Below are 25671 nucleotides of genomic sequence, written 5' to 3' on the forward strand. Positions count from 1 at the left end.
GGTCGTCGACCTCTGCATGGTAGTGGTTGGCGTCTGGCAGCGTCTGTGCGTGGTAGTGTTCTCGGGCTGGCGCGAGTGGCGGAATTGGTAGACGCGCACGGTTCAGGTCCGTGTGCTGGAAACGGCGTGGGGGTTCAAGTCCCCCCTCGCGCACCAGGCAACGCAAGAGGCCCCCGGAGAGATCCGGGGGCCTCTTCGCATTCCGCAGCGGCGTCAGTTCCGAGGGTGGTCGGGATCCGTCGGCCTGGAGGCGCGGCTCGGCTCGACACCGTCGGCGCGCCGGAAGAACGGGCGTGCGCTGGGCAGGAAGAGCAGCACCGCGGCGACGACCGAGACCAGGATCAGGACGGTGGACAGGCCACCGTCGGTGATGCTCAGGACGGCACGGAGCGCTGCGATCGCCACGAGCACGATCCGGGCCACCGCGGACCCGCGGAGCACCAGGATCGTCGCAGCGGCGACGGCGGCCCAGACGACGAACGACAGCACGAGTGCGAGGACGCCGCCGACCCCGGTCAGTCCCGATCCGGACACCGAGACGACGACGGTGGAGACGACGCCGACGACCAGCCAGACGGCCCAGAGGACGACCGCCGTCCGGACGACCGGAGGCGGGGTCGGTCGGGAACGTCGCAGATCGTCCGTCGTCGTCATGTGCTCCCCGTCCCCGCCGCTCCCTGGTGCGGCGTGACGATCGTACCGGCGGCCTGCCCGCGCCGGCGGGACGCTAGCGTGACGACGTGGACGACGCGCGCACGACCGACCCCCGACCCGGTACCACCGTCCCGGACGCCCGTGGTCGCACCGGGCTCGACGCCGTCGGCCGCGACCTCGACCGCAACCCGGACGTGGTCGTCCGTGACGTCGAGGTCGTCTCGGACGGCTGGCACGTGCTCCGCCGGACGACCCTCGACGTCCGGCGCCGTGACGGTCGTTGGGACCGGCAGCAGCGCGAGACCTACGACCGTGGCAACGGTGCTGCCGTGCTGCCCCACGACCCCGAGCGCGACACCGTGCTGCTCACCCGGCAGTTCCGCTGGCCCGCCTACGTCAACGGCCACCCGGACGGGATGCTCGTCGAGGCGGCGGCGGGGCTCCTCGACGAGGACGACCCGGAGACGGCCGTGCGGCGCGAGGCGGCGGAGGAGCTCGGCATCCGGCTCGGCACCGTCACGAAGGTGTTCGACGCGTTCATGAGCCCCGGGTCCGTGACCGAGCGCGTGCACGGGTACGTCGGTGCCTACACGCCCGCCGACCTCGTGCACGCCGGCGGCGGGCTGGAGGACGAGGGCGAGGACATCGAGGTGCTCGAGCTCCCGTCGGACGAGGCCCTGGCGATGGTCGCGGACGGGCGCATCGCCGACGGCAAGACGATCATGCTCCTGCAGTGGGTGGCCCTGCAGCGCTGAGGGCAGCGGCGTCCAGCCCGACGGCGTGCGCGATCGTCGTGCGGACGAGGCCCTCGCGCGTCGGCCGGTCGAGGTAGTCCACGAGGGCGTACCCGTTCGTGGCGTCCACGAGCGCGAACAGCAGCCGGCCGACCGCGTCCGGCTCGTCGGTGTGCATGACCCCGTCGCGGACGCCGTCGCGGACCACCCCGGTCGCGAGCGCCTGCCAGTCGTCCATGGCGTCACGCGCGGCGGTGGCGAGCGCACCGTTGGTCCGGCCGAGGCTCCACGCGTCGGCCCAGAGCGCGGCGACGTCGTCCCGGGTGGGGTCGGCGATGCAGGCCAGCAGGGTCCCCAGGCGTGCGGTCGGGTCGGACCGTTCGTGCACGATCCGGCGGACCTCGGCCACCTCGGCGCTCGCGACGGTGCGGAAGGTGTCGCCGACGAGGTCCTCCATCACCGGGCGGTAGTGCGCCACGAGCGAGGGCGCCACGCCGATCGCAGCGGCCACACCGCGCAGGGTCACGGCGGCGAGGCCCTCGGCGCGGGCGACGGCGACGGCCGCGTCGGCGATCTGGGCCTCCCGCTCGACCGGGCTGAGGCGCCGGCGGGTCGGAGTGGTCGGCACGACGCCAGCCTAGGCGCGCCTCACGCGCCCTCGACGACGAACGCCGCCCAGAGGTCGGCGCGGGTGGCGAACACCGACAGGTCCCGTTCGAGCAGCCGTCCGGCGTGCTCGACCCGCGCGCGGGCGGTGTGCCGGTGGATGCCGAGTGCCTGGGCGGTGCGGTCGTACTCGCAGTTCTGCTCGAGCCAGGTCCGAACTGTGCGGGTCAGCTCGGTGCCGGCCGTCCGGTCGTGGTCGAGCAGGGGTGCGAGGAACGCGCGGGCGACGGCACCGGCGTCGACGTCCACGTGGGCGAGGTGGGCGAGCACCCCCTCGCGGGCGAGGTCGCCGAACTCGGTGGTGCCGGGTCGCCCCTCGCGACGGCGGTCGAGTGCCTGCACCGCCTCGGTCCGCGCACGGCCGAAGTACCGGTACGAGGCGCCGTCGGAGAGCCCGGCGTGCAGGTCGAAGCGGTCCACGAGTTCCTCGACGATCGCGGTGTCCTCCGCGCCGACGCAGAGGAACAGTTCGTCGTCCGCCGCGAAGAAGAGCCGGCCGGGGCGGTCCTGCACCCACAGCTCGAGCCAGTCGACCACGGTGTCGAGGTCCTGGTCGGGGACGTCGACGGCGGCGATCCGGACGGGTTCGGCCGGCAGCGGTCCCCACACCTCGCGCGAGGTCGTGTCCACGACGGCGGGGTCGCCCACCGACAGCATGGTGAGGAGCCCGGTGCGGAGGAGCCCGCGCGCACGGGCGAGTTCGCGGTTCTGCTGCAGTGCGAGTCCGGCCAGGGCGATCACGGCGGTGACGACCTCGCGGCCGGCCCGGTCGAGCGCGCCGCCGTTCGCGATGGCGAGCACGCCGCTGAGGTGGCCGCCGCTGCCGAGGGTCTGCAGCGAGAACCCGGTGCGGTGCTCGGTCGTCACGGGCAGGCTCGCCCGCTGGCCGGCTCGGAGGAGCCGGAGCGCCTCGGTCCGGAGCACCTCGAGGTCCTCAACGGGGACACCGTCGGCCGGGTGACCGCGGTCGAGCCGTCCGGAGACGTCGAAGAGGCCGACCCACCCGTCGAGCTGCCGGGACAGCTCGGCGATGGTCGCCCCGAGGCCGTCGGGGCGCATGGCCGCGAGCGAGATGGCCCGCTGCGCGGCGAGGGCCCAGGCGTTGCGGGCGTTGGCGTCACGGGCGACGGCGTCCGCGTTCGCCTGCGCGACGGCGATGAAGGAGGTCTCGTACGGGACCTCGAAGAGTGCGAGTCCCTGCTGGGTGCAGGCGTCGACGAGCTGCGGCGGGGTGCCGGTGCGCACGACCTCGTCCCCGAAGCCGAGCGCGACGACGCCCCGGCGCAGCAGTCGGGCGACGTAGGCGTCCGCGACCGCCGCCGTGACCTCGGTGTCGTCGCCGAACTGCGTGCCGGTGGTGAGCAGCCCCTGCCCGTCAGCGAGGAACGGCGTCGGGTCCTCGAGGTCGGAGCTGTGCAACCAGGACAGCGGCGCATCGAGGGCTGCGTCGGTGGCCGTCAGGAGCCGGAGCCGCAGGTCGGCGCGGTGGAGCAGGGAGCGCAGGGTCGCGGGCATGGGTGCACCCTATCCGCTGCGTCGATCGAGGTGGCCGCCGGTGTACGCGGTGGACAGCGGCACCGCAGGGGAGTGGCTCCTACGATCGCGGCATGTCCTCCACCGTCGCACCCTCGACCAGCGCCGCCGCGGGCGGCCCCTCGCTGCCCCAGGAACGGCGGCTCGTCACGGAGGTGCCGGGCCCCCGCTCCCGAGCGCTCTTCGAACGCAAGGCCGCCGCCGTGGCGTCCGGCGTCGGGGTCGCGGTGCCGATCGCCGTCGTCGCGGCCGGCGGGGGCGTGGTCGTCGACGCGGACGGCAACTCGTTCGTCGACCTGGGCTCCGGGATCGCCGTGACGAGCGTCGGCAACGCCCACCCGGGCGTGGTCGACGCCGTGCAGCAGCAGGTCCAGGCGTTCACGCACACCTGCTTCACCATCGCCGCCTACGACGGGTACGTCGAGGTCGCCGAGGCGCTCAACCGGCTCACCCCCGGCGACCACGAGAAGCGGAGCGCGCTCTTCAACTCCGGTGCCGAGGCGGTCGAGAACGCGGTGAAGATCGCCCGCAAGCACACCGGTCGGCAGGCGATCGTGGTGTTCGACCACGCCTACCACGGGCGGACGAACCTCACGATGGCGCTCACCGCGAAGAACCAGCCGTACAAGAACGGCTTCGGTCCCTTCGCGCCCGAGGTCTACCGCGTCCCGATGTCGTACCCGTTCCGCGACGGCGGACTGTCCGGTGCCGAGGCGGCGAAGCGCGCGATCAGCCAGATCGAGAAGCAGGTCGGCGCGGAGAACACCGCCGCGGTGCTCGTCGAGCCGATCCAGGGCGAGGGCGGCTTCGTCGTCCCGGCACCCGGGTTCCTCGCCGCGCTGTCGGAGTGGACCACCGCGAACGACGTCGTGTTCATCGCCGACGAGGTGCAGACCGGGTTCGCCCGCACCGGCGCCATGTTCGCGAGCGAGCACGAGGGCATCGTCCCCGACATCGTCACCACCGCCAAGGGCATGGCCGGCGGGATGCCGCTCTCCGCCGTCACCGGGCGCGCCGAGATCATGGACTCCGCCCACGTCGGCGGACTCGGCGGCACGTACGGCGGCAACCCCGTCGCCTGCGCCGCAGCACTCGCCGCGATCCACGCCTTCGAGCACGAGGGCCTGGTCGAACGCGCTGCCGAGATCGGCGACGTGCTGCTCGGACGACTCCGCGCCGCGCAGGCGACCGACCCCCGCATCGGCGACGTCCGCGGCCGCGGCGCCATGATCGCGATCGAACTCGTCGACCCGGCGACCGGGGAACCCGACGCCGCGCTCACCGGACGGGTCGTACGGTACGCGTACGAGCACGGCGTGATCGCCCTCACCGCGGGGACGTACGGCAACGTCCTCCGCTTCCTCCCCCCGCTCGCGATCGACGACGACCTGCTCCACGAGGGGCTCGACATCGTCCTGGAAGGACTCGCAGCAGCATGACCGACACCCAGCAGACCAGCCAGCAGGCCACCCAGCGCACCGACGCCGAACGCGAGCTGCTCGCGAAGGTCCCCACGGGCCTCCTGGTCGACGGCACCTGGCGACCGGCAGCCGACGGCGGCACGTTCGGCGTCGTCGACCCCGCCACCGGTGAGACGCTCCTCGAGATCGCCGACGCAACCCCCGAAGACGGTGTCGCGGCACTCGACGCCGCCGAAGCGGCGAAGCACGGCTGGGCGACGACCCCGCCGCGCGAGCGAGCCGAGGTGCTGCGCCGCGCCTTCGACCTGCTCCAGGAGCGCCGCGCCGACTTCGCCCTCCTCATGACGCTCGAGATGGGGAAGCCGCTCGCCGAGGCGAACGGCGAGGTCACCTACGGCGGTGAGTTCCTCCGCTGGTTCTCCGAGGAGGCCGTCCGCATCGGCGGGTCCTACGGCACCAACCCCGAGGGCACCGGCCGTGCGATCGTCAGCCACAAGCCCGTCGGCCCGGCGTTCCTCATCACCCCGTGGAACTTCCCCCTCGCGATGGCCACCCGCAAGATCGCCCCCGCGCTCGCCGCCGGGTGCACGGTCGTCGTGAAGCCCGCCGAGCTCACCCCGCTCACCACCCTGCTGTTCGCCGACCTGCTGGTCGAGGCGGGCGTGCCGGCCGGGGTCGTCAACGTCGTGCCGACCACGCGCGCCGGTGCGCTTTCCGAGCCGATCATCGCCGACCCGCGACTCCGGAAGCTGTCGTTCACGGGATCGACGCCGGTCGGCCGGACGCTCCTCGCCCAGGCGGCGCAGAACGTGCTGCGGACGAGCATGGAGCTCGGCGGCAACGCCCCGTTCCTCGTGTTCGCCGACGCGGACCTCGACCTCGCGGTCGAGGGAGCGCTCGCCGCGAAGTTCCGGAACACCGGGCAGGCGTGCACCGCGGCCAACCGGTTCCTCGTGCACGAGGACGTCGCCGAGGAGTTCGCCGGCCGGCTCACCGACCGCGTCGCGGCCATGTCCGTCGGCCGTGGGACCGAGGACGGCGTCGCCATCGGCCCGCTCATCGACCAGCGCGCCGTCGACAAGGCGCACCGGCTCGTCACCGACGCCCTCGAGCGCGGTGCGACCCTCCGGACCGGCGGCCACCCCGTCGACGGCCCCGGCACGTTCTACGCGCCCACCGTCATCACCGACGTGCAGCCCGGCAGCGACCTGCTCCGCGACGAGATCTTCGGACCCGTCCTGGCGATCCGGACGTTCTCGACCGAGGACGAGGCCGTCGCGGCGGCGAACGACACCGAGTACGGGCTCGTCGGCTACGCGTTCACCGAGGACCCCGCGCGCGGACAGCGCCTCACGGAACGGCTCGAGACGGGCATGCTGGGGCTCAACACCGGTGTCGTCTCGAACGCCTCGGCACCGTTCGGCGGGGTCAAGCAGTCCGGCCTCGGACGCGAGGGCGGCGGCGAGGGCATCGCCGAGTACCTCGAGACCATGTACACGTTGACGCCCGACCCGTTCGGGCGCCCGAAGGGAGCGCAGCGATGACCATCGAGAAGGACGTCGTCGTCATCGGCGCCGGGGTCACCGGCCTCATCGCCGCGACCCGCCTCGTCGCCGAGGGGAAGCGCGTGGCCGTGCTCGAGGCCCGCGACCGCGTCGGTGGCCGCACGTGGACGAACGACATCGAGGGCGTCACCCTCGAGATCGGCGGCCAGTGGGTCTCCCCGGACCAGACCGCCCTGCTCGAGACCCTCGACGAACTCGGACTCGAGACGTACGACCGCTACCGCGAGGGCTCCAGCGTCTACATCGACGAGCACGGCACCCGCACCGAGTACACCGGCGACATCTTCCCGCTGCCGGAGGCCACCGCCGCCGAGATCGAGCGGCTCGTCGCCGTCGTCGACGAGTACGTGGCGACGGTCGACCCGGCGCGCCCCTGGGAAGCGCCCCACGCCGCCGCGCTCGACGAGACCTCGTTCCGCGCCTGGCTGCACACGCTGAGCGACGACCGGGTCGCGACCGACAACGTCGAGCTCTTCATCGCCGGCGCCATGCTGACCAAGCCCGCGCACGCCTTCTCGGCGTTGCAGGCCCTGCTCATGGCCGCCTCGGCCGGGAGCTTCTCGAACCTCGTCGACGCCGACTTCATCCTCGACAAGCGCGTCGTCGGCGGCATGCAGCAGGTGTCCGAGCGGCTCGCCGCCCGGCTCGGTGCGGACGTCCACCTGAACGCCCCGGTGCGCACCCTGCGCTGGGACGACGAGGGCGTCACAGCGCTCGCCGACGGCGGCATCGAGGTCCGTGCCCGCCAGGCACTCGTGGCCGTCCCGCCGCCCCTGTACTCCCGCATCTCGTACGAGCCGCCGCTGCCGCGTCGCCAGCACCAGCTGCACCAGCACCTGTCGATGGGGTTCGTCATCAAGGTGCACGCCGTCTACGACCGGCCGTTCTGGCGCGGCGCCGGGCTGTCCGGCACCGCGTTCAGCCCGTACGAGCTCGTGCACGAGGCGTACGACAACACCTCGTACGGGCAGGAGCAGGGCACGCTCGTCGGGTTCGTGTCCGACCAGCACGCCGACGACGTCTTCGCCCTCTCCGCCGAGGAGCGCAAGGCCCGCGTGCTCGACTCGCTCGCGCACTACTACGGCGACGAGGCGCGCCGACCGGTCGTCTACTACGAGAGCGACTGGGGCACCGAGGAGTGGACCCGTGGCGCCTACGCGGCGAGCTTCGACCTGGGCGGGCTCGTCCGGTACGGCGCCGACCAGCGCGCTGCCGTCGGCCCGATCCGGTTCGCGTCGAGCGACCTCGCCGGGCACGGGTACCAGCACGTGGACGGGGCGGTGCGGATGGGCCGCGAAGCGGCGGCCGAGATCCTCGCCTCGTTGCCGCAGCCGGCGGTGCAGTAGACCGACGCCGAGACGGACGGGAGGCGCGGTGCGGGCTGGCACCGCGCCTCCCGTCCGTCATCGGTGTGGGTTCGGCCGGTACGGTCGTCCCATGGGAGACCCGCACGACGAGGCCGTGGTGATCCGCCCGGCGACGACCGCCGACGCCGAGGGCATCGCCAGGGTGCACACCACATCGTGGCGCGAGACCTACGGCCGGTTCGTGGACGACCCGGACACCGACCCGTGGTTCGACCTCGGCCGGCGACTCGACATGTGGCGCGCGAACCTCGCCCAGGGGACGTTCGCGGCCGTGGTGGCCGACGGCGCTGACGGGATCGTCGGCTTCGCCGCGGTGGAGGCGTCGACCGAGCCCGACGCCGTCCGACCCGAGGAACTCACGATGCTGTACGTGCTCGGGCGCGCCCACGGCGACGGCAGCGGTCAAGCGCTCCTCGACGCGGTCCTCGGTGACCGTCCGGCATCGCTGTGGGTCGCCGAGGACAACCCGCGTGCGCACGCCTTCTACCGACGGAACGGATTCGTGCCGGACGGCGCAACGTCGAGCTTCGGCCCGATCGGCTCCACCGTGCGGCTCGTCCGCTGACCGACGCCCGTCCTGGACGGACACTGGACGCAGCGCGCGTACGGTCCGGGACATGAGCGACACCAGCGGAACCAGCGACCCCACCGACGCCGAGCGGCAGTACACCGAGGACCTGCCGGACGGCTCGCCCTCGGGCGACGCCACGAAGGACCCGGAGCAGGACAGCGACCACGACTCGGGCGGCGAGCCGGCCGACCCGCAGTAGTCCGCCCTGGTCGTCCCGCGCGGCGTCGGCGGCCCCTGCGATGATCGTGGCATGGACGAGATGACCGCTGCGGCGATCAGTGCGGTGGCCGCGACGGTGAGTGTCCCGGTGGCGGTCGCGTCCGCCGTCGTCGCATGGCGGGCGGGTCGGGCGGCCGAGCGCGCGGCGGATCAGCAGAACCAGCTCGGGCACGCCGCGTGGGTCGGCTCCTGGCAACCGACCGTCGACATGGTGCTCGACGCGGTCACGTACCGGTGGGCGACCGACACGGAGGTCTGGGAGCCCGGCGCCCAGACGGACCCCGGCCTCGTTCCGGGCGAGGGCGTCTCGCCGCGACGAGCACGTGACGAGCGCCTGCACGTCGAGGTGGTGGTATCGGGACGCCTCGTCAACCACTCATCGCGTGAGGTGCTGGCGACCGCACACGCACTTCGTCGTCGGCGGGTGCGGTTCCCGTTGCGGAACCAGGGGGTGTTCCTGGTGGACGGCGTCGACCGCCACCAGGCCGTGGTCGCTGCGAACTCGACCATCGCCTTCCGGTGGATCGACCGGCTCCCGGTGGACGATTGGCTGCGGCACCTCGCGGCCTCGGACCGGTGGCCGGCCTTCGACGTGCCGATCGGGCTCCGGCGTCGTGGGCGGACGGATTCGCTGCAGTCCGGAGGCTTCCGCGTGGTGTTGGACAGTCGGGCCGCCGAGCGGGTCTCCGAAGTCTGGACGGCGATCCTCGAGCGCCCAGCGGTCCGGCCGTGCGGTCGGGACGACCGGGACGAGCTGCTGTGGGCTCCGGCCGAGTCTGCTTCCGCCCCCATCGACGACGACGTCATCCGGTACCGGTGCGCTGCCGACAGCACGCTGGCACAGCTCCGGCCGCCGCGGCTGCGTCTCGTGCCGGGTCGACTCTGACCCCGGGTGCTGTCCAGCGGATCCCGCCCGGTCAGGCGCCGACGAGCCGTTCGGCGGCCGCCCGCGCCGCCGCCGCCCAGGGCCGCGACGGATCAGCCTGCGCGCTCGCCATCGCACCGTCGTAGAGCAGGCAGAGCTGCAGCGCCGTGCCGTCCGGATCGGCCGCGTCGGCCTCCGCGAGCAGTGACGTGAAGAGTCCCCGGACCCACGTGCGGTGCTCGAGCGTCACCTCGTGCGTGGGGTGCCCGGCGCCGTACTCCGCCTCGACGTTGATGAACGGGCAGCCCCGGTAGCCCGGAGCCGCGAACCACTCCCCGAGCAGGTCGAACACCGCCAGGACGCGGTCGCGTGGCGTGCTCCCGCGCCCGGGGAGCTCGGCGGCGACGTGCTCCTGCCACGACCGGCTCCGTCCCTGCAGGTAGCCGAGCACGAGGTCGTCCTTCGTCCGGAAGTGCGTGTAGAGGCTCGCCTTCGAGATGTCCGCCTCGGCAGCGACCTGGTCCACCCCGACCGCGTGGATCCCCTGCTCGTAGAAGAGCCGGTCGGCCGTGGCGACCGCGCGCTCGTACGCGGGTCGGCGGCGGGTTCGGGGGGTCGACGTGTCGGACATGGTTTGACTTTACTGCACTGATCTGTACAGTTACCAGCAGTTCAACCAAACCGATCTGTTCAGTTAGGACATCGACCATGACCACCACCGCCCTCGTCACCGGATCCACCAGCGGCATCGGCCGCGCCACCGCCGAACGCCTCGCCGCGGAGGGGATGCACGTCGTCGTCTCCGGCCGGAACGCCGAGCGGGGTGATGAGGTCGTACGGGGGATCCGTGCGGCCGGGGGCACGGCCGACTTCGTCCGGGCGGACTTGCGTGACGCCGCCAGCGCGAAGGAGCTCGCCGAGGCGGCACTCGCGATCGGAGGCGGCCAGGTCGACGTGCTCGTCAACAGCGCGGGCATCTTCCCCTTCGGCGCGACGGCTGACACCACCTCGGAGGGTTTCGACGAAGTCTACGACGTCAACGTGAAGGCGCCGTACTTCCTGGTCGCTGCTCTCGCTCCGGGCATGGCGGAGCGCGGTGCGGGCGCGATCGTGAACGTCACGACGATGGTCGCCGAGTTCGGTGCGGCCGGCATGGGGCTGTACGGCTCGACGAAGGCGGCGCTCGTCCTGCTGACGAAGTCGTGGGCGGCGGAGTTCGGCCCCGCCGGGGTCCGCGTCAACGCCGTGAGCCCCGGCCCGACCCGCACCGAGGGCACCGCGGCCATGGGGGAGAGCCTCGACCAGCTCGCCGCTGCCGGTCCGGCCGGCCGGCCGGGCACGGCCAGGGAGATCGCCGAGGCGATCGTCTTCCTCGCCACCGACTCGGCCTCGTTCGTGCACGGCGCGGTCGTGCCGGTGGACGGTGGTCGGATCGCGGTCTGACGCGACCCGCTGACGGACAGGAGGCGCGGTGTCAGCTCGCACCGCGCCTCCAGTCCTCCTGCGCTTCGTCCAGTTGCCACGAAGGACCGGGAGCAGGACAGCGTCGGTCCGCGCCCTCGTCAGTCGGCGGCGCGGATGGGCTCGCCGGTGTCCGGGTCCCAACCGACCACCCGCGGCTGCGCGACCCGGGCAGCAGGGCGCTGGCGTGGCGGGAAGTACCCGCGAGCAGCGGGCAGGTACGGCAGGAACGCGGCGACGGCACCCAGTACGCCGTTCGCGGTGGTGAGTCCGTACGGCGGCAGGAGGGCGCCGATGGCTCCGACCACACCGAGCACCGCCATCCAGAACCGCGCGCGTCCGGAGCCGCGGCCGACGCGCAGTGCACCGAACACGAACCAGCCGAGGATCGCCAGGCCGATGGCGACCGGCACGAGGGCCCAGGGGCCACCGGACGACACCGTTCCGGGCAGGTCCACGAGTCGTGTGACCAGGTCGCACGCGAACAGCACGAGCCACAGCACGACGGCAGCGGTCACGAGGACGGGGCGGGAGCGCGGGACACCGGTGGTCACGTGGCGATCCTAGGACCGGAGTTGCGCTGCGCACCACGCTCGGCGACGGGGTACGTCGGCGAGCCGGGGACACAGTCGCCGACCGGTAGAACGACGACATGACCACTTCTTCCCGCACCCCGCTCGGCGTGACACTCGTCGACGGCGGCGCGAACGTCGCTCTCTTCTCCAGCACCGCCGAGCGCGTCGAGTTCTGCCGGTTCGACGAGGACGGCACCGAACACCGCACCGAGCTCACGAACCGCACCGGCTACACCTTCCACGACGTCGTCCCGGACGTGACCGTGGGGACCCGCTACGGCTTCCGCGTCCACGGCGCATGGGACCCGGCGAAGGGCCTCCGCCACAACCCGGCGAAGCTGCTGCTCGACCCGTACGCCACTGCCGTCGACGGCACGTACCAGTGGGGCCAGGCACTGTTCGGCCACGACATGCAGGACCCTGAGCGGATCGACGAGACCGACTCGGCCGCTGCGATGCCGAAGTCCGTCGTCGCCGACCGCGACTTCGACTGGGGCGACGACGCGCGACCCCGCACGGCCCTCGCCGACACGGTCGTGTACGAGGTCCACGTCAAGGGCTTCACGAAGCAGCACCCGGACGTGCCCGAGGAGATCCGCGGCACGTACGCCGGACTCGCGCACCCGGCGGCGATCAAGCACCTCACCGACCTCGGGGTGACCGCCGTCGAGCTCCTGCCGACGCACCAGTTCGTGCAGGACTCGACCCTCGCCGACAAGGGCCTCCGCAACTACTGGGGCTACAACAGCATCGGGTTCTTCGCCCCCCACGACGAGTACTCCTCGTCCGGCACCGCCGGCCAGCAGGTCGCCGAGTTCAAGGCGATGGTGCAGGCCCTGCACGCCGCCGGCCTCGAGGTCATCATGGACGTCGTCTACAACCACACGGCCGAGGGCAACCACATGGGCCCGACGCTCTCGTTCAAGGGCATCGACAACGAGTCGTACTACCGCCTGGTCGAGGGCGACGAGGCGAACTACTTCGACACGACCGGCACGGGCAACAGCCTCAACGTGTCGCACCCCGCGGCGCTCGGCCTCGTCATGGACTCGCTCCGGTACTGGGTCGAGGAGATGCACGTCGACGGCTTCCGCTTCGATCTCGCGACGACGCTGACCCGTCAGGGCGGCGAGGCGGAGAAGCACTCGGCGTTCCTCGACATCATCCACCAGGACCCGGTGCTCCGCGAGGTGAAGATGATCGCCGAGCCGTGGGACACCGCCGGCTACCAGGTCGGCGGCTTCCCGGCGGACTGGTCGGAGTGGAACGGCAAGTACCGCGACGACCTGCGCGCGTTCTGGCGCGGCGATGCGGGCACCCTCGGTGACGCCGTGCAGCGGGTGCTCGGCAGCCCGGACGTCTACGAGGGGTCACGGCGCTCGCCGCTGTGCTCGGTCGACTTCGTCACCGCCCACGACGGTTTCACCCTGGCGGACCTGACGATGTACGCCGAGAAGCACAACGAGGCGAACGGCGAGGACAACAATGACGGCGAGAGCGACAACACCTCGTTCAACGGCGGCGTCGAGGGTCCGACCGAGGACGGCGTGGTGAACGACTACCGGAACCGGCAGCGCCGCAACTTCCTCGGCACGCTGCTGCTGTCGGCGGGCGTGCCGATGATCCTCGGCGGCGACGAGATCGCCCGGTCGCAGGGCGGCAACAACAACGCCTACTGCCAGGACGACGAGATCTCGTGGTTCGACTGGGCCGCGGCCGACCGGGACCTGCTGGCCTTCACGACCGAGGCGATCGCATTCCGCCGCGACCACGTGTCCCTGCGTCCCGAGTGGTACCGAACGGCCCCGGGCGACTCGGCGTCCACGGTGGACGTGCTCCGTGCCGACGCGAAGGGGTTCGACGACGCCGACTGGGCGGACGGCGGCAACCGGGCGGTCATGCTCGTCCTGCAGCAGGGCGACGACACGGTGGCGGTGCTGCTCAACGCGTCGGAGACCACCGTCGAGTTCACCCTGCCGGAGAAGCCGGGTGGCGGGCGCTGGTCCCTCGGGCTGTCGAGCGACCCGGACCAGGCCGTCGGCGACGACGCGTCGACCGTGCTGGTGCGCGACGCGTCGTTCACGGCGCTGGTCTAGACCATCTGACGGACGGGAGGCGCGGTGCCAGCCGGCACCGCGCCTCCCGTCCGCCCGTGGGCCGGGTCGCGGGCGTCAGCCGCCGATGCGGATCAGCTTCTTGTTGACGAACTCGTCGGCCCCGAGCGGGCCGAGCTCGCGGCCGAAGCCGCTCGCCTTGACGCCGCCGAAGGGGAGCTCCGGGCTGTCCGCGCCGACGATGTTCACGTAGACCATCCCGGCCTCGATGCGGTCGGCGACGCGCAGCGCCTGCTCGGCGTCGGTCGTGAAGAGGTACGAGCCGAGGCCGTACGGGGTGTCGTTCGCGATCGTGATCGCGGCATCCTCGTCCTCGACCCGGTAGACGGCGGCGACGGGGCCGAAGAACTCCTCGCGGTACGCGTCGTTGTCGGGCGTGACGCCGGTCAGGACCGTCGGGGTGAAGGCGTTCCCCTGACGCTGGCCGCCGGTGACGACGGTGGCGCCCTGGGCGGTCGCGGCCGCGAGCTGCTCCTGCAGCCGGTCGGCAGCGGCGGGGGAGGACAGCGGACCGAGTTCGGCACCGGGCGTGGTCGGGTCGGTGGGTGAGACCGCGGCCATCGCGTCGGTGAACTTGGCCAGGAAGTCGTCATACAGGTGGTCGGCGACGAGGAAGCGCTTCGCGGCGTTGCAGACCTGGCCGTTGCCCTCGAGGCGGGTGGCGACGGCTGATCCGACCACGGCGTCGAGGTCGTCGGTCGACAGCAGGACGAACGGGTCCGAGCCGCCGAGCTCGAGGACGACCTTCGTGAGGTTGCGGCCGGCGATCTCCGCGACGGCGGCACCGGCGCGTGCGGAGCCGGTGAGGGAGACGCCCTGGACGCGCGGGTCGGCGATGACGTCGGCTGCCTGGTCGTTCGTGGCGAAGACGTTCGTGTACGCGCCCTCGGGGAAGCCCGCGTCGTGGAAGACCTGCTCGATCGCGAGTGCGGACTCCGGGCACTGCGGGGCGTGCTTGAGCAGGACGGTGTTGCCGATGACGAGGTTCGGACCGGCGAACCGGGCGATCTGGTACGCGGGGAAGTTCCACGGCATGATGCCGAGCAGGACGCCGATCGAGGACTTCCGGATGAACGCGCTGCCCTCGCTGCCGTCCGCCAGGGTGATCGGCTGGTCGGCGAGGAACTCCTCGGCGTGGTCCGCGTAGTAGTCGTAGATGTCGGCGCAGAAGTCGACCTCGCCCACGGCCTGGTCGATCGGCTTCGCCATCTCGCGGACGATCGTCGCGGCGAGGTCGTCCCGACGCTCCCGGTACAGCTCGGCGACGCGGTGCAGCAGCGCGGCGCGGTCGGCGACGGTGCTCGTGCGCGACCACTGGGCGTGCGTGCGGTCGGCGGTGTCGATCGCCGCGCGGAGCTCGTCGTCGGTGATCGTCGGGAACGTGGCGAGGGTCTGGCCGGTGGCCGGGTCGGTGACCGCGTAGACGGTGGCCGTGTCGTTCATCGTGTCTCCTGTGTGGTTCAGACCTGGTCGGTCAGCTGCTTGTTGACGCCGGTGACGGGCTGGTTCTCGTCGAAGCCCTTCGGCTGGATCCGGAACCCCTTCGTGATCACCAGCAGGTACACGAAGCCGATCGCGGCCCAGACGCCGCCGGCGATGAGGGCGTCGGCGTGCAGCTGAGACCAGAGAACACCGGTCAGCAGCATCGCGACCCCGGGGAGGACGATGAAGGCGAACCGGTCGCGTGCGGTGTGCCGGCGGCCCTCGCGCCAGGCGAAGTGCACGATGACCGTCAGGTTGACGAACGTGAACGCGATGAGGGCGCCGAAGTTGATGTACGCCGAGATGGTGTCGAGCGAGAACGTCATCGCGAGGAGCGTGACCGCCCCGACGATGACGACGTTCGGGATGGGCGTGCGGGTCCTCGGGCTCACGTAGCCGAAGACCTTCTTCGACAGGACGTTGTTGCGGCCCATCACGAGCAGCATGCGGGCGACGCTGGCGTGCGAGGCCAGGCCCGAGGCGAGCGCGGCGACGAACCCGGCGGCGACGAGGATCGCCTGGAACACCCTGCCGCCGACGAGCAGCCCGATCTGGGGCAGCGGGTCGTCGGTGAACTCGCCAAACGGGGCGTTGGTCGGGAAACGGAGCTGGGCGAAGTACGCCGAGACGAGGAAGATGAGCCCACCGATGAGGACGGTCAGCAGGATCGCCTTCGGCATGATGCGGATGCTCTTCGCCTCCTCCGTGTACATCGTCACCGCGTCGAACCCGATGAACGAGAAGCACACGACGGTCGCCCCGGTGAGGAGCGCCGACATCGTCACGCCGTCGTGCACGAAGGGCTCGGCGCTGACCACCGTGCCGGCACCGGCACCCTCGACGAGTTCGATCACGGCGAAGACGACGAACGCGATCATCGCGAGGATCGCCCCGATGAGCAGGACCATGTTGAGGTTCGACGTCCCGCGCATCGACAGGCAGATCACCGTCGTGACGAACAGCGTGTAGACGACCACCGTCACCCACGCGGGCAGTGCCGGGAAGACCTGCTCGAGGTACAGACGGATGATGAGCGCGTTCACCATCGGCAGCAGCAGGTAGTCGAGCAGGGACGCCCAACCGACCATGAAGCCGGCGTTCGGGTGGATCGACTCCCGCACGTACGTGTAGGCCGAACCCGCGGCCGGGTAGACGCGGACCATCTTCCCGTAGCTGATCGCCGTCAGGAGCATGATCACGAGGGCGATGAGGTACGCACTCGGCACGGCGCCGTTCGTCTCACCGGAGACGATGCCGAAGGTGTCGAACACCACGGTCGGCGTCATGTACCCGAGGCCGAGTCCGACGATCGCCCACAGCCCGAGACTCCGCTTCAGGGACCCACCACGCGCGGTGCCGGGCGGGGCGGTGACGATGGTCGATGACGCCATGGGGAGTTCCTCCTGCTCGCAGCCGGAGCTGCGGGGGCCGGGGTCCGCGCGGCGGTGCGCGGACCTGATCGGGTGGACCGATCCGCTGACGATACCGACGCCGTGGGCAGCGTCGGACCCGCCACGGAGTACACGATGCGAGGCAGGGATGTACGCGGTGTCGCTTGCCGACCGGAGCCTGGGACCGGCCGGGAAGATGCTCAGCCACGGTGCCGGAACCGCGGGCGCACTCCCGGCACGGCTCCCTACGATCGGCTCGGCACGACCGGCACCGGGCCGGACGCCGACGGACGAGGACGACCGATGACACGGACACGAGGGTTGATCGCCGCCGGGCTGGTGGTCGGCCTCGCGCTCGGCGCGGCCGGTGGGTGGGGCATCGCCCACGCGACCGGTGCGGGTGGGACGGGCTCCGCCGCTGCCGGGCGGGCCGTCGCTGCGGAGCCGAGCCGCGCCTCCACGGCCCGCGCGACGACCGTGCCGAGCGCACCCCCCTCCGCGCACGCCCCGATCGCGACCGCGGCCGGCGGGATCCCCGCTGCCGAGGCACCCGGGTCCACTCCCGCGCCGGCGAGCGTCGACCTGGCGAGGACGTGGACCGCACCGGCCGACCTGCCGACGCAGGGACGGCTGCTCCGGGTGACCATCCCGGCCACGCGATCGCACTTCGTCGCACGCCAGGCCCTGCTGTACCTGCCCCCGGCCGCGCTCACCGCCGACCCACCGGCGCTGCCCGTCGACGTGCTCCTGTCCGGCCAGTCCCGCGGAGCCGGTCCCGAGGACGTGCAGACCGGCGGGGCGATCGAGCAGACGATGGACGCGCTCGCGACCGTCGACCGCGGCCTCGCACCGATCGTCGTCGTGCCCGACCAGCTCGGCCCGCGGTCGGCGAACCCGATGTGCGTCGACGGGGCGCTCGGCAACAGCCGGACCTACCTCACCGAGGACGTTCCGGCGTGGGTGACGAGCCACCTGCGGGTGCAGACGGCGGCCTCCGCGTGGACCATCGGCGGGTTCTCGCAGGGTGGGACGTGCGCGATCCAGCTCGGGGCGGGAGACCCCTCGCGGTTCGGCAACCTCATCGACGTCTCCGGCGAGGACGGGCCCACGCTCGGCAGCGAGAGGAAGACCGTCGACGAGGGGTTCGCCGGGAACCGGGCGGCGTGGGCGGCTGCGCAGCCCGCGGCGCTGCTGCGCGCCGGTGCGCCGTTCCGGGACTCGAACGCGTTCTTCGCGGCCGGGGCCCTCGACACCACCTACGGGCCCGTGATGCCCGTGATGGCCGGGCGGGCGCGGGCAGCGGGGATGCACGTCGCCACGTGGGTGGTGCCGGGTGGGCGGCACAGCTGGGTGACGGCGCGGGCGGCGCTCGCCGCGGGGCTCGACTGGTTGCAGCCGCGGGTGGGGCTCGGGGCGCCGGCGGCCTGACGTCTACCGAGCCGCGGGCTCCTGCTGCGTGATGCAGTGCAGCCCACCGCCCCGCGCGAACACCTCGCGCGCATCGATCGTCCGCACCTCCCGCCCCGGGTACACGTCCGCGAGGATCCCCCGCGCCCGCTCGTCCGCCGCCGGCTCCCCGAACCCGCACGCGATCACCGCGCCGTTCACCACCACGTGGTTCACGTAGTTCCAGTCGACGGGTCCGTCGGCGTCGGCGAGCGTCGCGGGTGCGGGCAGCTCGACGATGGTGGCGTCCGTCGCCTCCTCGATCGCCCGTCGGACGACCGGCATCACGAGGTGGTCCGGGTGGCCGGGGTCCGGCTGGGCGTGCAGCAGCACGGTGTCCATCGCGGCGCCGGCGAAGGTCGCCACCATGTCGACGTGCCCCCGGGTGCCGAAGCCGTCGTAGTCGCGGGTCAGGCCACGGGGCAGCCAGACCACGTCGGTCGCGCCGATCGTCCGCGCCAGCTCCTGCTCCACCCGCGCGCGGTCGGCGTAGGGGTTCCGGCGGGGATCGAGCTGGACCGTCTCGGTGACGAGGACGCGTCCGGTCCCGTCGACGTGGATCGCCCCGCCCTCGTTCACGAGCAGTGACGGGATCCGTTCCACGCCGGCGGCCGCGGCGACGGTGGCGGCGACCTCGGCGTCGCGCGTCCACGTCGACCACGGGTTCGCGCCCCAGCCGTTGAAGACCCAGTCCACCGCGCCACGGGCCCCGGTCACGTCGTCGACCACGAACGTCGGACCGATGTCGCGCATCCAGAAGTCGTCGAGGGGCGCCTCGAGCACGTCCACGGCGCCGGACAGGAGGCGTCGGGCGTCGTCGCGGGCGACCGGGTCGACGACCACGGTGACGGCCTGGTACTCGCTGATCGCGTTCGCGGTCGCCGCCCAGACGGCACGCGCCGCCTCGGCGCTCGCCGGGTCGTCGCCGAGCGTCAGCCCGGGCCGCGGGAACGCCATCCAGGTGCGTTCCTGCGGGGCGGTCTCGGGAGGCATGACCCACGTCATGCGCGAACCTCGCGTCCGGTGGGGGTCGCCGCCACGGCGATGGCCGCGTCGATCGCGTCGCGTGCGCCGTACGCGTGGCGTTCCTCGTCGACGGGGGCGACGAGCGTGTCGTACAGGTCCGGACGGCGCGTGACGTAGAAGGGGAAGAGCCGGAGCCACTCCGTGCGGGCGTCGAGGTCGAGGTCCGCGACGAGCACGACACTCGCGTCCCGCGGTGCCTCGACGAGGACGCGGCCGAACGGGTCGGAGATGAACGACGAGCCGTAGAAGGTGATGTCGCCCTCGTCGCCCCAGCGGTTCGGGACCACCATGAACTGCCCCGAGGTGATGCCGTTCGCCACGATGACCTGCCGCCAGATCGGGGCGGTGTCGAACGCGGGGAAGGACGGCTCGGACCCGATCGCCGTCGGGTACGCGAGGACCTCGCTGCCGGCGAGACCGTACGACCGCGCGACCTCGGGGAACCACTCGTCCCAGCAGGTCGGCAGGCCCACGCGGGCGCCGAGTCCGGCCGGCTCGTACACCGGGAAGGCGTCGGCGTCGGAACCCGGGCGGAAGTACGTGTCCTCGTAGTAGCCGGCGCTGATCGGGATGTGCGTCTTGCGCGTCCGACCGACCAGCGTGCCGTCCGGCGCGACGAGGACGGCCGTGTTGTAGCCGCGCGGGTCCTCGGGCCGGTCGTCGGCGGCCGGACGCTCGTACAGCGAGGCGTGCACGAACACCCCGTGCTCCGCCGCCTGGGCGCGAGCGAACGCGACCGTCGGGCCGTCCTCGAGCGACTCGGCCGACTCCTTCGGTGCGCCGGTCGCGGGGGTGTCGCCCGGGTAGCGCGAGAGCGTCAGCTCGGGGAGGAACACCGCGGTGGCGCCGTTCGCCGCTGCCGTCGCGATGCCGTCCGCGAGCTGTGCACGGTGGGCCGCGGGATCCTCGAGCCACCGGGACTGCACGAGGCCGATGCGCACGCGGCGTCGGGGTCGCCCGGTGTCCTCGTGCAGGGGAGACCGCTGCGGTGTGCCGGTGATGACGTCCATGACGCCATTGTTGATCGCACGATCAACGAGCGCAACCCCCTCGAGGTGTTGTGTGGACGCATGAGCGAACCCATCGTCACGCCGCTCGGCTTCTCGCACGTCCGGTTGACGGTCACCGACATCCGACGCAGCAAGGCCTTCTACGAGCGGTTGTTCGGGATGCCACCGGGGAGCGACTTCAGCGACCAGATCGACGACCCGACGATCCACGACGACCCGTGGCGGACCTACGGCGGGTGCTCCTTCACGTTCGGCGGGCAGACGCTGGGCCTGCGGCCGGTCGCGCCGGCGGGGGACCGGTTCGACGCCGACCGGGTCGGCCTCGACCACGTGTCGTTCCGGGTCGCCTCGGTCGACGAGCTGCACGCCGCGGTGGGCCGGCTCGACGCGGCGGGGATCGAGCACGGCGAGGTGACCGACCTGCCGCCGTTCGGGCTCGTGATCCTGTCCGTGCAGGACCCGGACGACGTCAACCTGGAGTTCGCGGCGCCCCGGGCGTGAGTCGGTGTCGCCCGAGGGGCTGTCCGGTCGGCGCGCGCGTCCCCCGGGCGTCGAGGTGACACCCGTGCCCCGGGCGTTGGCTGATCCGGTCAGACAACAGGAGGACACATGAGCAAGACCTGGTTCATCACCGGCGCGTCCAAGGGCTTCGGTCGCGAGTGGACGGAAGCGGCACTCGAGCGCGGGGACTCCGTCGCCGGGACCGCCCGCAACCCCGACGACGTGCACGACCTCGTCGACCAGTACCCGGACACGTTCCTCGCACTGCAGCTCGACGTCACCGACCGTGCAGCCGACATCGCCGCGGTCCAGCGTGCCGCCGAGCACTTCGGCTCCCTCGACGTCGTCGTCAACAACGCCGGCTACGGCCACTTCGGCATGGTCGAGGAGCTCACCGAGGACGAGGTGCGCGCGCAGCTCGAGACGAACCTGTTCGGGGCGCTCTGGGTCACCCAGGCGGCGCTGCCGATCATGCGCGAGCAGGGGTCCGGACACATCATCCAGGTGTCGAGCATCGGCGGGATCAGTGCGTTCCCGACGGTCGGGGCATACCACGCGTCGAAGTGGGCGCTCGAAGGGATCTCGCAGTCGCTGGCCCAGGAGGTCGCGGGCTTCGGCATCCACGTCACCCTCGTCGAGCCCGGCGGGTTCTCGACGGACTGGTCCGGTCCGTCCTCGAAGCACAGCGAGGAGATCGCCGCCTACGCCGACGTGCGCGAGGCCGCGTCCAAGCGCCCGTCCGCTGCCGATCCCGGCAAGCCGGAGGCGACCCGGTCCGCGATCCTGAAGGTCGTCGACGCGGACCAGCCGCCGCTGCGGGTGTTCTTCGGGAAGGCGCCGCTCGGCATCGCGGAGCGTGACTACGAGTCGCGGTTGGCGACCTGGCGCGAGTGGCAGCCGGTGGCCGAGGAGGCGCACGGCGCCTGACGACCTCCGAGGTCAGGCGCGACCGACCGCCGAGCCGACCACGGCGAGCAGCCGGAGTCGCTCGGCGGTCTCGCTGCCGGGTTCGGCAGTGTACACGAGCAGGTTCTGCGAGCTGTCGGGGTCCTGCAGCACCTGGCACTGCAGGGTGAGCAGCCCGACCTCCGGGTGGCGGTAGGTCTTCACGTCACGCGGGCGGATGCCGACCTCGTGGCGCGCCCAGACCTCGCGGAACTCCTCGCTCGTCGCGAGCAGCCGTTCGGCCAGGTGTGCGGCCCGGGAGTCGGGTCCGCGGCGAGCGATGACGGTGCGGAGACCCGAGGCGTACATCCGGGACAGGAAGGGGTGGTCCTCGACCGGGTGGACGTCCCGGGACGCCGGGTCGGCGAACCACCGGTACCCGATGCTCCGGTCGTCGCCGCGTCGGCCGCTGGCGTCACCGGTGAGCTCGGCGGCGAGGGACGTCTGCTGCAGCGTCTCGCCCAGCTCGGTGACGATCTCGGCCGGGCTGTCGGCGAGCCGGTCGAAGATGCGCATCATGCCGGGGCTGACGTGGTCGCCGCCGGACGCCGCGGTCGGGGGCTCGTGTCCGGCGAGTCGGAAGAGGTGGTCGCGCTCCGCGATCGTGAGGCGCAGGCCCTGCGCGATCGACGCGAGCATCTGGTCGGACGGCTGCGGTCCGCGCTCCCGTTCCAGCCGCGCGTAGTAGTCGACGGACATGTTGCTCAGCAGCGCCGCCTCCTCGCGCCGCAGCCCGCTCGTTCGACGGCGCTGGCCCCGGGGCAGGCCGACGTCCTCGGGCTGCAGGGCCGTCCGACGGCTGCGGAGGAAGTCCGCGAGGGACGCTCGGTCGATCATGCGCCCATCCTCTCCCGGGGCGTCGACCGCAGCCACGGATCGTCAGGCCGTGGTTGCGTGTGCACGACGCGGCGACGATCGTCTCGGGTGCCGGATCGGGTGCTCACCACGACGGAAGAGGCGGACCATGGCACGGAACGAACGACTCACCCTCCCGGACCTCGGCGGACGCCGGGTCTTGGTGACCGGAGCGAGCGACGGCATCGGACTGGAGATCGCCGCGCGCTTCGCCGGCGCCGGGGCGGAGGTGGTCGTGCCGGTGCGCAACCGCGACAAGGGAGCGGCGGCCGTCGCCCGGATCACCGCGCAGCACCCGGATGCATCCGTGCTGCTCGAGGACCTGGACCTCTCCTCGCTGGAGTCCGTGTCGACGCTCGGGGAGCGGATGCGGTCCGAGGGCACGCCGATCGACGTCTTCGTGGGGAACGCCGGCGTGATGAACCCGCCGGAGCGGCAGACGACCCGGGACGGCTTCGAGCTGCAGTTCGGCACGAACCACCTCGGGCACGTCGCACTCGTCGGCGCCCTGCTCCCCCTGCTCCGTGCCGCGAACGGTCGGGTCGTGATGCAGTCGAGCGTGGCGGCGCAGCGTGCATCGATCCGGTGGGACGACCTGCAGTCCGAGCGGGACTACGACGTCGCGCGGGCGTACGGGCAGTCGAAGCTCGCGTGCGCGCTCTTCGCCCTCGAGCTCGGTCGGAGGAGCCGGGCCGGTGGGTGGGGGATCACGAGTGCGGTCAGCCACCCCGGTGTCGCACCCACGAGCCTGCTCGCCGCACGCCCGGAGATCGGACGCTCGGGCGACACCGTGGCCGTCCGGCTGATCCGCTGGCTGTCGGCGCGCGGGCTCCTCGTCGGGACACCGGCCTCGGCGGCGGAGCCGGCCCTGCTCGCGGCGACCGACGCGGACCTCGACGGAGGCTTCGTCGGTCCGACCGGACCCGGGCAGCTCGGCGGACCGGCCGGCCGTCGGAAGCCGTGGGCGCCGTTGCTCCGTGACGACGACGCCGCTCGGTTCTGGGACGTGTCGGAGTCGCTCGTCGGGAGTTCGGTCAGCTGATGATGTTCACCGCGCGCGAGATCACGAGCGCCAGCAGGATGAACCCGCCGATCGACTGGTAGGCCATGATCATCTTCGCCCGGATGGTCATCGGCATCGTGTCCGTCGGGCTGAACGCCATCATGTTCGTCAGCGCGACGTAGAGGTAGTCGAGGTACACCGGCCGCCAGGCCGCTGTCTTCGGGTCGGTCTCCTGCGGGAACTGGAAGTCGGCGCGGTCGGTCACCCACAGCCCTGGCTGCCGTCGGGCGACGGGGCCGCCCCGGTCGAGCTCCCAGTACACGAGCCCGAACGCGATGATGCTGCTCACCCAGACCTGCAGGGCGATCAGGAGCACCGCGCCGCCGTCGGGGTGCCCGTGCAGCAGCTCGTCGATCGTACGGACGACGGTCAGCTGGTTCGCGACCGTCAGCAGGACCGCGAGGCCCGTGGACAGCCACCGCGACCAGGTGGTCTCACGGGTCAGCCGCCGAGGGTTGAACACGATGAGCGGGGTGAGGAGCAGCACCCCGAGGAGCGGGACCACCCAGGACGGGAAGAACAGGACCTCGTCGGGCAGGAACAGGCTCAGCGCGAGGTTCACCAGCACGGCGACGGCGACCGGCCCGCGGTGCTCGTGCCGGGGTGTGGTCCGCGTCATCGTCACGGCTCCGAGTGTGGCACTCGAACACCGTTCCGGGCCCGTGCGACCCGTGAGGGTCCGGTCAGTACGACCCCCGTGTCGCTCTCACCGGAACATGGAACATCAGTAGGCTGGTGGCGGGCCGCGTCACCGCCGGAGCGTGGCCCGAGCAAGGATGAAGCCCACCGCTGGGGAAACAGCGATGGGCTTCGATTTGCTCTCCGAGTGGAGAACGAGGGACACGATGCGTCCCGAGCCTGAACTCGGAACCAGTGTAGCCCGATCACCGTCGGGTCGCACGTCCCTCGGCCCCTGCTCTTCGTGTCCGCCGGCGCTGACACGGAAGGTGGTTCGGATGTCCTCCGACGACGAACCGCGTCGACGCCGTCAGGTGCCGTGGTTGGGGATCGCGACGTTGCTCGTGACCCTGGCCCGGTTCCTGCACGACGTGTGGCGCAAGGGTTGAGCCCAGGGTGTCCCGCGCTCTCGCCGGCGCGGGGCACCCGTCGGACCCGCTCACCCGACGCGCGCCGGCACCCGGTCGTCCTCGACCTCCGCCCGGATCACCGCGAGCGCGAACCCGCGCCGGCCGCGGGTCGCCCACACCGCGATGACCGACGTCACCGCGAGCACGAACGCGAGGAACGCGGAGAACGGGACGTCCACGGCGAGCAGTGCCGCCCACCCGCCGGAGCCGAGCGCCCAGCGCACCACGCGCCTCCCGGTCCCCGGTGTCGGGGCCGGACGGAGCCGGACGACGTGCTCACCGAGGGTCCGGCCCGTCGCGAGCACGACCACGAGCTGTGCGAACGGGGCGACCAGGGCACCGGCGGTGATGAGCGTGCCGAGCACCGGGTCCTGGTCGTCCCGCCCGGCGATCGCCCACGCCAGGGCGGTCCCGACGCTCAGCGTGCCGGACAGGAGCCAGATCGCCAGCACGTCCGCGAGCATGCCGGAGAACCGTCGTGCCGCGGTGACCGGGCGTGGGGCGTCCGCGTCGGTGGTCCGCCCGGACCCCGCGAGCAGTCCCACGAGCGGGGCGAGGAGCGTGCCGACCACGGCGCCGGTCGTGTTCGCGAGCAGGTCGTCGACGTCGAAGAGGCGGTACGAGCACGGGTAGAGGAACCAGTCGCCGGTGAGCTGCGTCGTCTCGATGAGCAGGGACACCACGAACCCGGCGCCGAGCCCGACGAGCAGGCCGGCGAACACACGCCTCCGGGCGACCGCGTGCCGGGCGAGTGCGCCGAGGGGCACGAAGAGCAGCACGTTGAACAGGACCTGCGCCGACGCGGGGTTGGACAGCAGCGACCGGGGTCCGGAGATCCCGCCCTCCTTCGCGACGTCCCCGAGGAACGCGAACGGCGTCAGCTGCGGCGAGGCCGTGTTCCGGCACATCGTCGCGACGTCGTCGGGCAGCGGCAGCAGCGTGTAGGTGACGAGCGCGAGGGCGTAGACGAGCGTGCCGAACGCGACGAGCGAGCGTCGGAAGCCGAGCTGCCCGTGACGGCGGTACTCCCACGCCGTCCACGGCACGAGCGCCCCGACGGCGAGGACGACCCCGACGACGAACGCGATCACGCCTGGCAGCACGGTTCCCATGCGGTCG

General features: G+C 72.3%; 25 protein-coding genes and 1 tRNA gene. 14 read left to right on the forward strand and 12 right to left on the reverse strand.

Features of this window, described 5'->3' with window-relative positions:
• Positions 1-69: 69 nt before the first annotated feature.
• Positions 70-156 (forward strand) — tRNA-Leu (locus ACIPKM_RS07290).
• Between the two features lie 57 nt (positions 157-213).
• Here the strand turns inward: ACIPKM_RS07290 and ACIPKM_RS07295 are convergent.
• Positions 214-654 carry a hypothetical protein gene (locus ACIPKM_RS07295; protein ID WP_071294237.1) on the reverse strand — a complete coding sequence of 147 codons (441 nt, stop codon included), beginning with the start codon at positions 652-654 and terminating at the stop codon, positions 214-216.
• Positions 655-740: 86 nt separating this feature from the next.
• Between ACIPKM_RS07295 and ACIPKM_RS07300 the strand changes: the two genes are divergently transcribed.
• The gene (locus ACIPKM_RS07300) at positions 741-1409 is read left to right on the forward strand and encodes an NUDIX domain-containing protein (RefSeq protein ID WP_402736464.1); all 669 of its coding nucleotides are present in this window, start codon (positions 741-743) and stop codon (positions 1407-1409) included.
• Here the strand turns inward: ACIPKM_RS07300 and ACIPKM_RS07305 are convergent.
• Complete coding sequence (locus tag ACIPKM_RS07305; protein WP_261645863.1) at positions 1375-2016, reverse strand: TetR family transcriptional regulator C-terminal domain-containing protein; 642 nt, start codon at positions 2014-2016, stop codon at positions 1375-1377. The two genes, ACIPKM_RS07300 and ACIPKM_RS07305, sit on opposite strands and share 35 nt — an antisense overlap.
• A gap of 20 nt (positions 2017-2036) precedes the next feature.
• Complete coding sequence (locus ACIPKM_RS07310; protein WP_261645862.1) at positions 2037-3569, reverse strand: PucR family transcriptional regulator; 1533 nt, start codon at positions 3567-3569, stop codon at positions 2037-2039.
• Between the two features lie 92 nt (positions 3570-3661).
• On the opposite strand from ACIPKM_RS07310, the gene gabT reads away from it, so the two are divergent.
• The 6 genes from gabT (at position 3662) to ACIPKM_RS07340 (ending at position 9616) form a co-directional block, all read left to right on the forward strand.
• Complete coding sequence (gabT, locus tag ACIPKM_RS07315; RefSeq protein WP_261645861.1) at positions 3662-5026, forward strand: 4-aminobutyrate--2-oxoglutarate transaminase; 1365 nt, start codon at positions 3662-3664, stop codon at positions 5024-5026.
• Positions 5023-6552, forward strand: coding sequence for an NAD-dependent succinate-semialdehyde dehydrogenase (locus ACIPKM_RS07320; RefSeq protein ID WP_261645860.1), 1530 nt, complete (start codon positions 5023-5025; stop codon positions 6550-6552). Before gabT ends, ACIPKM_RS07320 begins: the two co-directional genes overlap by 4 nt.
• A complete protein-coding gene (locus ACIPKM_RS07325; protein ID WP_261645859.1) occupies positions 6549-7919 on the forward strand; it encodes an NAD(P)/FAD-dependent oxidoreductase in 1371 nt (456 codons plus the stop codon). Before ACIPKM_RS07320 ends, ACIPKM_RS07325 begins: the two co-directional genes overlap by 4 nt.
• Positions 7920-8010: 91 nt before the next feature.
• Positions 8011-8505 carry a GNAT family N-acetyltransferase gene (locus ACIPKM_RS07330; RefSeq protein ID WP_071294243.1) on the forward strand — a complete coding sequence of 165 codons (495 nt, stop codon included), beginning with the start codon at positions 8011-8013 and terminating at the stop codon, positions 8503-8505.
• A gap of 52 nt (positions 8506-8557) precedes the next feature.
• On the forward strand, positions 8558-8710 hold the full coding sequence (locus ACIPKM_RS07335) for a hypothetical protein (protein WP_175475652.1): 153 nt from the start codon (positions 8558-8560) through the stop codon (positions 8708-8710).
• Between the two features lie 51 nt (positions 8711-8761).
• The gene (locus tag ACIPKM_RS07340; RefSeq protein WP_071294244.1) at positions 8762-9616 is read left to right on the forward strand and encodes a hypothetical protein; all 855 of its coding nucleotides are present in this window, start codon (positions 8762-8764) and stop codon (positions 9614-9616) included.
• 31 nt (positions 9617-9647) lie between these two features.
• Here the strand turns inward: ACIPKM_RS07340 and ACIPKM_RS07345 are convergent, their stop codons facing one another.
• Positions 9648-10226 (reverse strand): TetR/AcrR family transcriptional regulator, encoded by a 579-nt coding sequence (locus ACIPKM_RS07345; protein ID WP_071294245.1) that lies wholly within the window; start codon positions 10224-10226, stop codon positions 9648-9650.
• A 77-nt stretch (positions 10227-10303) separates the two neighbouring features.
• Here ACIPKM_RS07345 and ACIPKM_RS07350 point away from each other — a divergent pair, with 77 nt between their 5' ends.
• Positions 10304-11038, forward strand: coding sequence for an SDR family NAD(P)-dependent oxidoreductase (locus ACIPKM_RS07350; RefSeq protein WP_071294246.1), 735 nt, complete (start codon positions 10304-10306; stop codon positions 11036-11038).
• Between the two features lie 119 nt (positions 11039-11157).
• On the opposite strand, the gene ACIPKM_RS07355 is transcribed toward ACIPKM_RS07350, so the two are convergent.
• Positions 11158-11610, reverse strand: coding sequence for a hypothetical protein (locus ACIPKM_RS07355; protein WP_071294247.1), 453 nt, complete (start codon positions 11608-11610; stop codon positions 11158-11160).
• Between the two features lie 98 nt (positions 11611-11708).
• On the opposite strand from ACIPKM_RS07355, the gene glgX reads away from it, so the two are divergent.
• Positions 11709-13727 carry a glycogen debranching protein GlgX gene (gene glgX, locus ACIPKM_RS07360; RefSeq protein ID WP_071294248.1) on the forward strand — a complete coding sequence of 673 codons (2019 nt, stop codon included), beginning with the start codon at positions 11709-11711 and terminating at the stop codon, positions 13725-13727.
• 75 nt (positions 13728-13802) lie between these two features.
• On the opposite strand, the gene ACIPKM_RS07365 is transcribed toward glgX, so the two are convergent.
• Entirely contained in the window at positions 13803-15188 is a 1386-nt protein-coding gene (locus ACIPKM_RS07365; RefSeq protein WP_071294249.1) for an NAD-dependent succinate-semialdehyde dehydrogenase, read from the reverse strand.
• Between the two features lie 17 nt (positions 15189-15205).
• On the reverse strand, positions 15206-16618 hold the full coding sequence (locus ACIPKM_RS07370) for an APC family permease (RefSeq protein ID WP_402736465.1): 1413 nt from the start codon (positions 16616-16618) through the stop codon (positions 15206-15208).
• A 303-nt stretch (positions 16619-16921) separates the two neighbouring features.
• On the opposite strand from ACIPKM_RS07370, the gene ACIPKM_RS07375 reads away from it, so the two are divergent.
• The gene (locus ACIPKM_RS07375; RefSeq protein WP_402736466.1) at positions 16922-18046 is read left to right on the forward strand and encodes an alpha/beta hydrolase; all 1125 of its coding nucleotides are present in this window, start codon (positions 16922-16924) and stop codon (positions 18044-18046) included.
• A 3-nt stretch (positions 18047-18049) separates the two neighbouring features.
• Here ACIPKM_RS07375 and ACIPKM_RS07380 read toward each other — a convergent pair whose 3' ends face one another.
• Both ACIPKM_RS07380 and ACIPKM_RS07385 read right to left on the reverse strand, forming a co-directional pair.
• Entirely contained in the window at positions 18050-19069 is a 1020-nt protein-coding gene (locus ACIPKM_RS07380; RefSeq protein ID WP_402736467.1) for an agmatine/peptidylarginine deiminase, read from the reverse strand.
• A complete protein-coding gene (locus ACIPKM_RS07385) occupies positions 19066-20100 on the reverse strand; it encodes a nitrilase-related carbon-nitrogen hydrolase (protein ID WP_402736468.1) in 1035 nt (344 codons plus the stop codon). The genes ACIPKM_RS07380 and ACIPKM_RS07385 overlap by 4 nt, the downstream gene beginning before the upstream one ends.
• A 60-nt stretch (positions 20101-20160) precedes the next feature.
• Between ACIPKM_RS07385 and ACIPKM_RS07390 the strand changes: the two genes are divergently transcribed.
• Together ACIPKM_RS07390 and ACIPKM_RS07395 are read left to right on the forward strand one after the other, a co-directional pair.
• Complete coding sequence (locus ACIPKM_RS07390; RefSeq protein WP_092385634.1) at positions 20161-20601, forward strand: VOC family protein; 441 nt, start codon at positions 20161-20163, stop codon at positions 20599-20601.
• A gap of 108 nt (positions 20602-20709) precedes the next feature.
• On the forward strand, positions 20710-21528 hold the full coding sequence (locus tag ACIPKM_RS07395) for an SDR family oxidoreductase (protein ID WP_402736469.1): 819 nt from the start codon (positions 20710-20712) through the stop codon (positions 21526-21528).
• Positions 21529-21540: 12 nt separating this feature from the next.
• On the opposite strand, the gene ACIPKM_RS07400 is transcribed toward ACIPKM_RS07395, so the two are convergent.
• Positions 21541-22383: a helix-turn-helix transcriptional regulator gene (locus ACIPKM_RS07400; RefSeq protein WP_071302268.1), complete on the reverse strand. Its 843-nt coding sequence runs from the start codon at positions 22381-22383 to the stop codon at positions 21541-21543.
• A 127-nt stretch (positions 22384-22510) separates the two neighbouring features.
• On the opposite strand from ACIPKM_RS07400, the gene ACIPKM_RS07405 reads away from it, so the two are divergent.
• Positions 22511-23443 carry an SDR family oxidoreductase gene (locus ACIPKM_RS07405; protein WP_402736470.1) on the forward strand — a complete coding sequence of 311 codons (933 nt, stop codon included), beginning with the start codon at positions 22511-22513 and terminating at the stop codon, positions 23441-23443.
• Here ACIPKM_RS07405 and ACIPKM_RS07410 read toward each other — a convergent pair.
• The gene (locus ACIPKM_RS07410; RefSeq protein WP_402736536.1) at positions 23436-24083 is read right to left on the reverse strand and encodes a hypothetical protein; all 648 of its coding nucleotides are present in this window, start codon (positions 24081-24083) and stop codon (positions 23436-23438) included. The two genes, ACIPKM_RS07405 and ACIPKM_RS07410, sit on opposite strands and share 8 nt — an antisense overlap.
• 498 nt (positions 24084-24581) lie before the next feature.
• A complete protein-coding gene (locus ACIPKM_RS07415) occupies positions 24582-25664 on the reverse strand; it encodes a VanZ family protein (RefSeq protein WP_402736471.1) in 1083 nt (360 codons plus the stop codon).
• Between the last annotated feature and the right edge of the window lie 7 nt (positions 25665-25671).

The organism is Curtobacterium sp. NPDC086286, from assembly GCF_044746255.1.
In the GTDB taxonomy this organism is placed as follows: domain Bacteria; phylum Actinomycetota; class Actinomycetes; order Actinomycetales; family Microbacteriaceae; genus Curtobacterium.

What these genes read in the sequence shown, in the direction of transcription:
- gabT (WP_261645861.1), top strand. Translation starts at nt 3,662, where the DNA reads ATGTCCTCCACCGTCGCACCCTCGACCAGCGCCGCCGCGGGCGGCCCC.
- ACIPKM_RS07340 (WP_071294244.1), top strand. Translation starts at nt 8,762, where the DNA reads ATGGACGAGATGACCGCTGCGGCGATCAGTGCGGTGGCCGCGACGGTG.
- ACIPKM_RS07400 (WP_071302268.1), bottom strand. Translation starts at nt 22,383, where the DNA reads ATGATCGACCGAGCGTCCCTCGCGGACTTCCTCCGCAGCCGTCGGACG.
- ACIPKM_RS07330 (WP_071294243.1), top strand. Translation starts at nt 8,011, where the DNA reads ATGGGAGACCCGCACGACGAGGCCGTGGTGATCCGCCCGGCGACGACC.
- ACIPKM_RS07375 (WP_402736466.1), top strand. Translation starts at nt 16,922, where the DNA reads ATGACACGGACACGAGGGTTGATCGCCGCCGGGCTGGTGGTCGGCCTC.
- ACIPKM_RS07415 (WP_402736471.1), bottom strand. Translation starts at nt 25,664, where the DNA reads ATGGGAACCGTGCTGCCAGGCGTGATCGCGTTCGTCGTCGGGGTCGTC.
- ACIPKM_RS07310 (WP_261645862.1), bottom strand. Translation starts at nt 3,569, where the DNA reads ATGCCCGCGACCCTGCGCTCCCTGCTCCACCGCGCCGACCTGCGGCTC.
- ACIPKM_RS07405 (WP_402736470.1), top strand. Translation starts at nt 22,511, where the DNA reads ATGGCACGGAACGAACGACTCACCCTCCCGGACCTCGGCGGACGCCGG.
- ACIPKM_RS07410 (WP_402736536.1), bottom strand. Translation starts at nt 24,083, where the DNA reads ATGACGCGGACCACACCCCGGCACGAGCACCGCGGGCCGGTCGCCGTC.
- ACIPKM_RS07385 (WP_402736468.1), bottom strand. Translation starts at nt 20,100, where the DNA reads ATGGACGTCATCACCGGCACACCGCAGCGGTCTCCCCTGCACGAGGAC.
- ACIPKM_RS07320 (WP_261645860.1), top strand. Translation starts at nt 5,023, where the DNA reads ATGACCGACACCCAGCAGACCAGCCAGCAGGCCACCCAGCGCACCGAC.
- ACIPKM_RS07335 (WP_175475652.1), top strand. Translation starts at nt 8,558, where the DNA reads ATGAGCGACACCAGCGGAACCAGCGACCCCACCGACGCCGAGCGGCAG.
- ACIPKM_RS07365 (WP_071294249.1), bottom strand. Translation starts at nt 15,188, where the DNA reads ATGAACGACACGGCCACCGTCTACGCGGTCACCGACCCGGCCACCGGC.
- glgX (WP_071294248.1), top strand. Translation starts at nt 11,709, where the DNA reads ATGACCACTTCTTCCCGCACCCCGCTCGGCGTGACACTCGTCGACGGC.
- ACIPKM_RS07350 (WP_071294246.1), top strand. Translation starts at nt 10,304, where the DNA reads ATGACCACCACCGCCCTCGTCACCGGATCCACCAGCGGCATCGGCCGC.
- ACIPKM_RS07325 (WP_261645859.1), top strand. Translation starts at nt 6,549, where the DNA reads ATGACCATCGAGAAGGACGTCGTCGTCATCGGCGCCGGGGTCACCGGC.
- ACIPKM_RS07395 (WP_402736469.1), top strand. Translation starts at nt 20,710, where the DNA reads ATGAGCAAGACCTGGTTCATCACCGGCGCGTCCAAGGGCTTCGGTCGC.
- ACIPKM_RS07345 (WP_071294245.1), bottom strand. Translation starts at nt 10,226, where the DNA reads ATGTCCGACACGTCGACCCCCCGAACCCGCCGCCGACCCGCGTACGAG.
- ACIPKM_RS07370 (WP_402736465.1), bottom strand. Translation starts at nt 16,618, where the DNA reads ATGGCGTCATCGACCATCGTCACCGCCCCGCCCGGCACCGCGCGTGGT.
- ACIPKM_RS07295 (WP_071294237.1), bottom strand. Translation starts at nt 654, where the DNA reads ATGACGACGACGGACGATCTGCGACGTTCCCGACCGACCCCGCCTCCG.
- ACIPKM_RS07380 (WP_402736467.1), bottom strand. Translation starts at nt 19,069, where the DNA reads ATGACGTGGGTCATGCCTCCCGAGACCGCCCCGCAGGAACGCACCTGG.
- ACIPKM_RS07390 (WP_092385634.1), top strand. Translation starts at nt 20,161, where the DNA reads ATGAGCGAACCCATCGTCACGCCGCTCGGCTTCTCGCACGTCCGGTTG.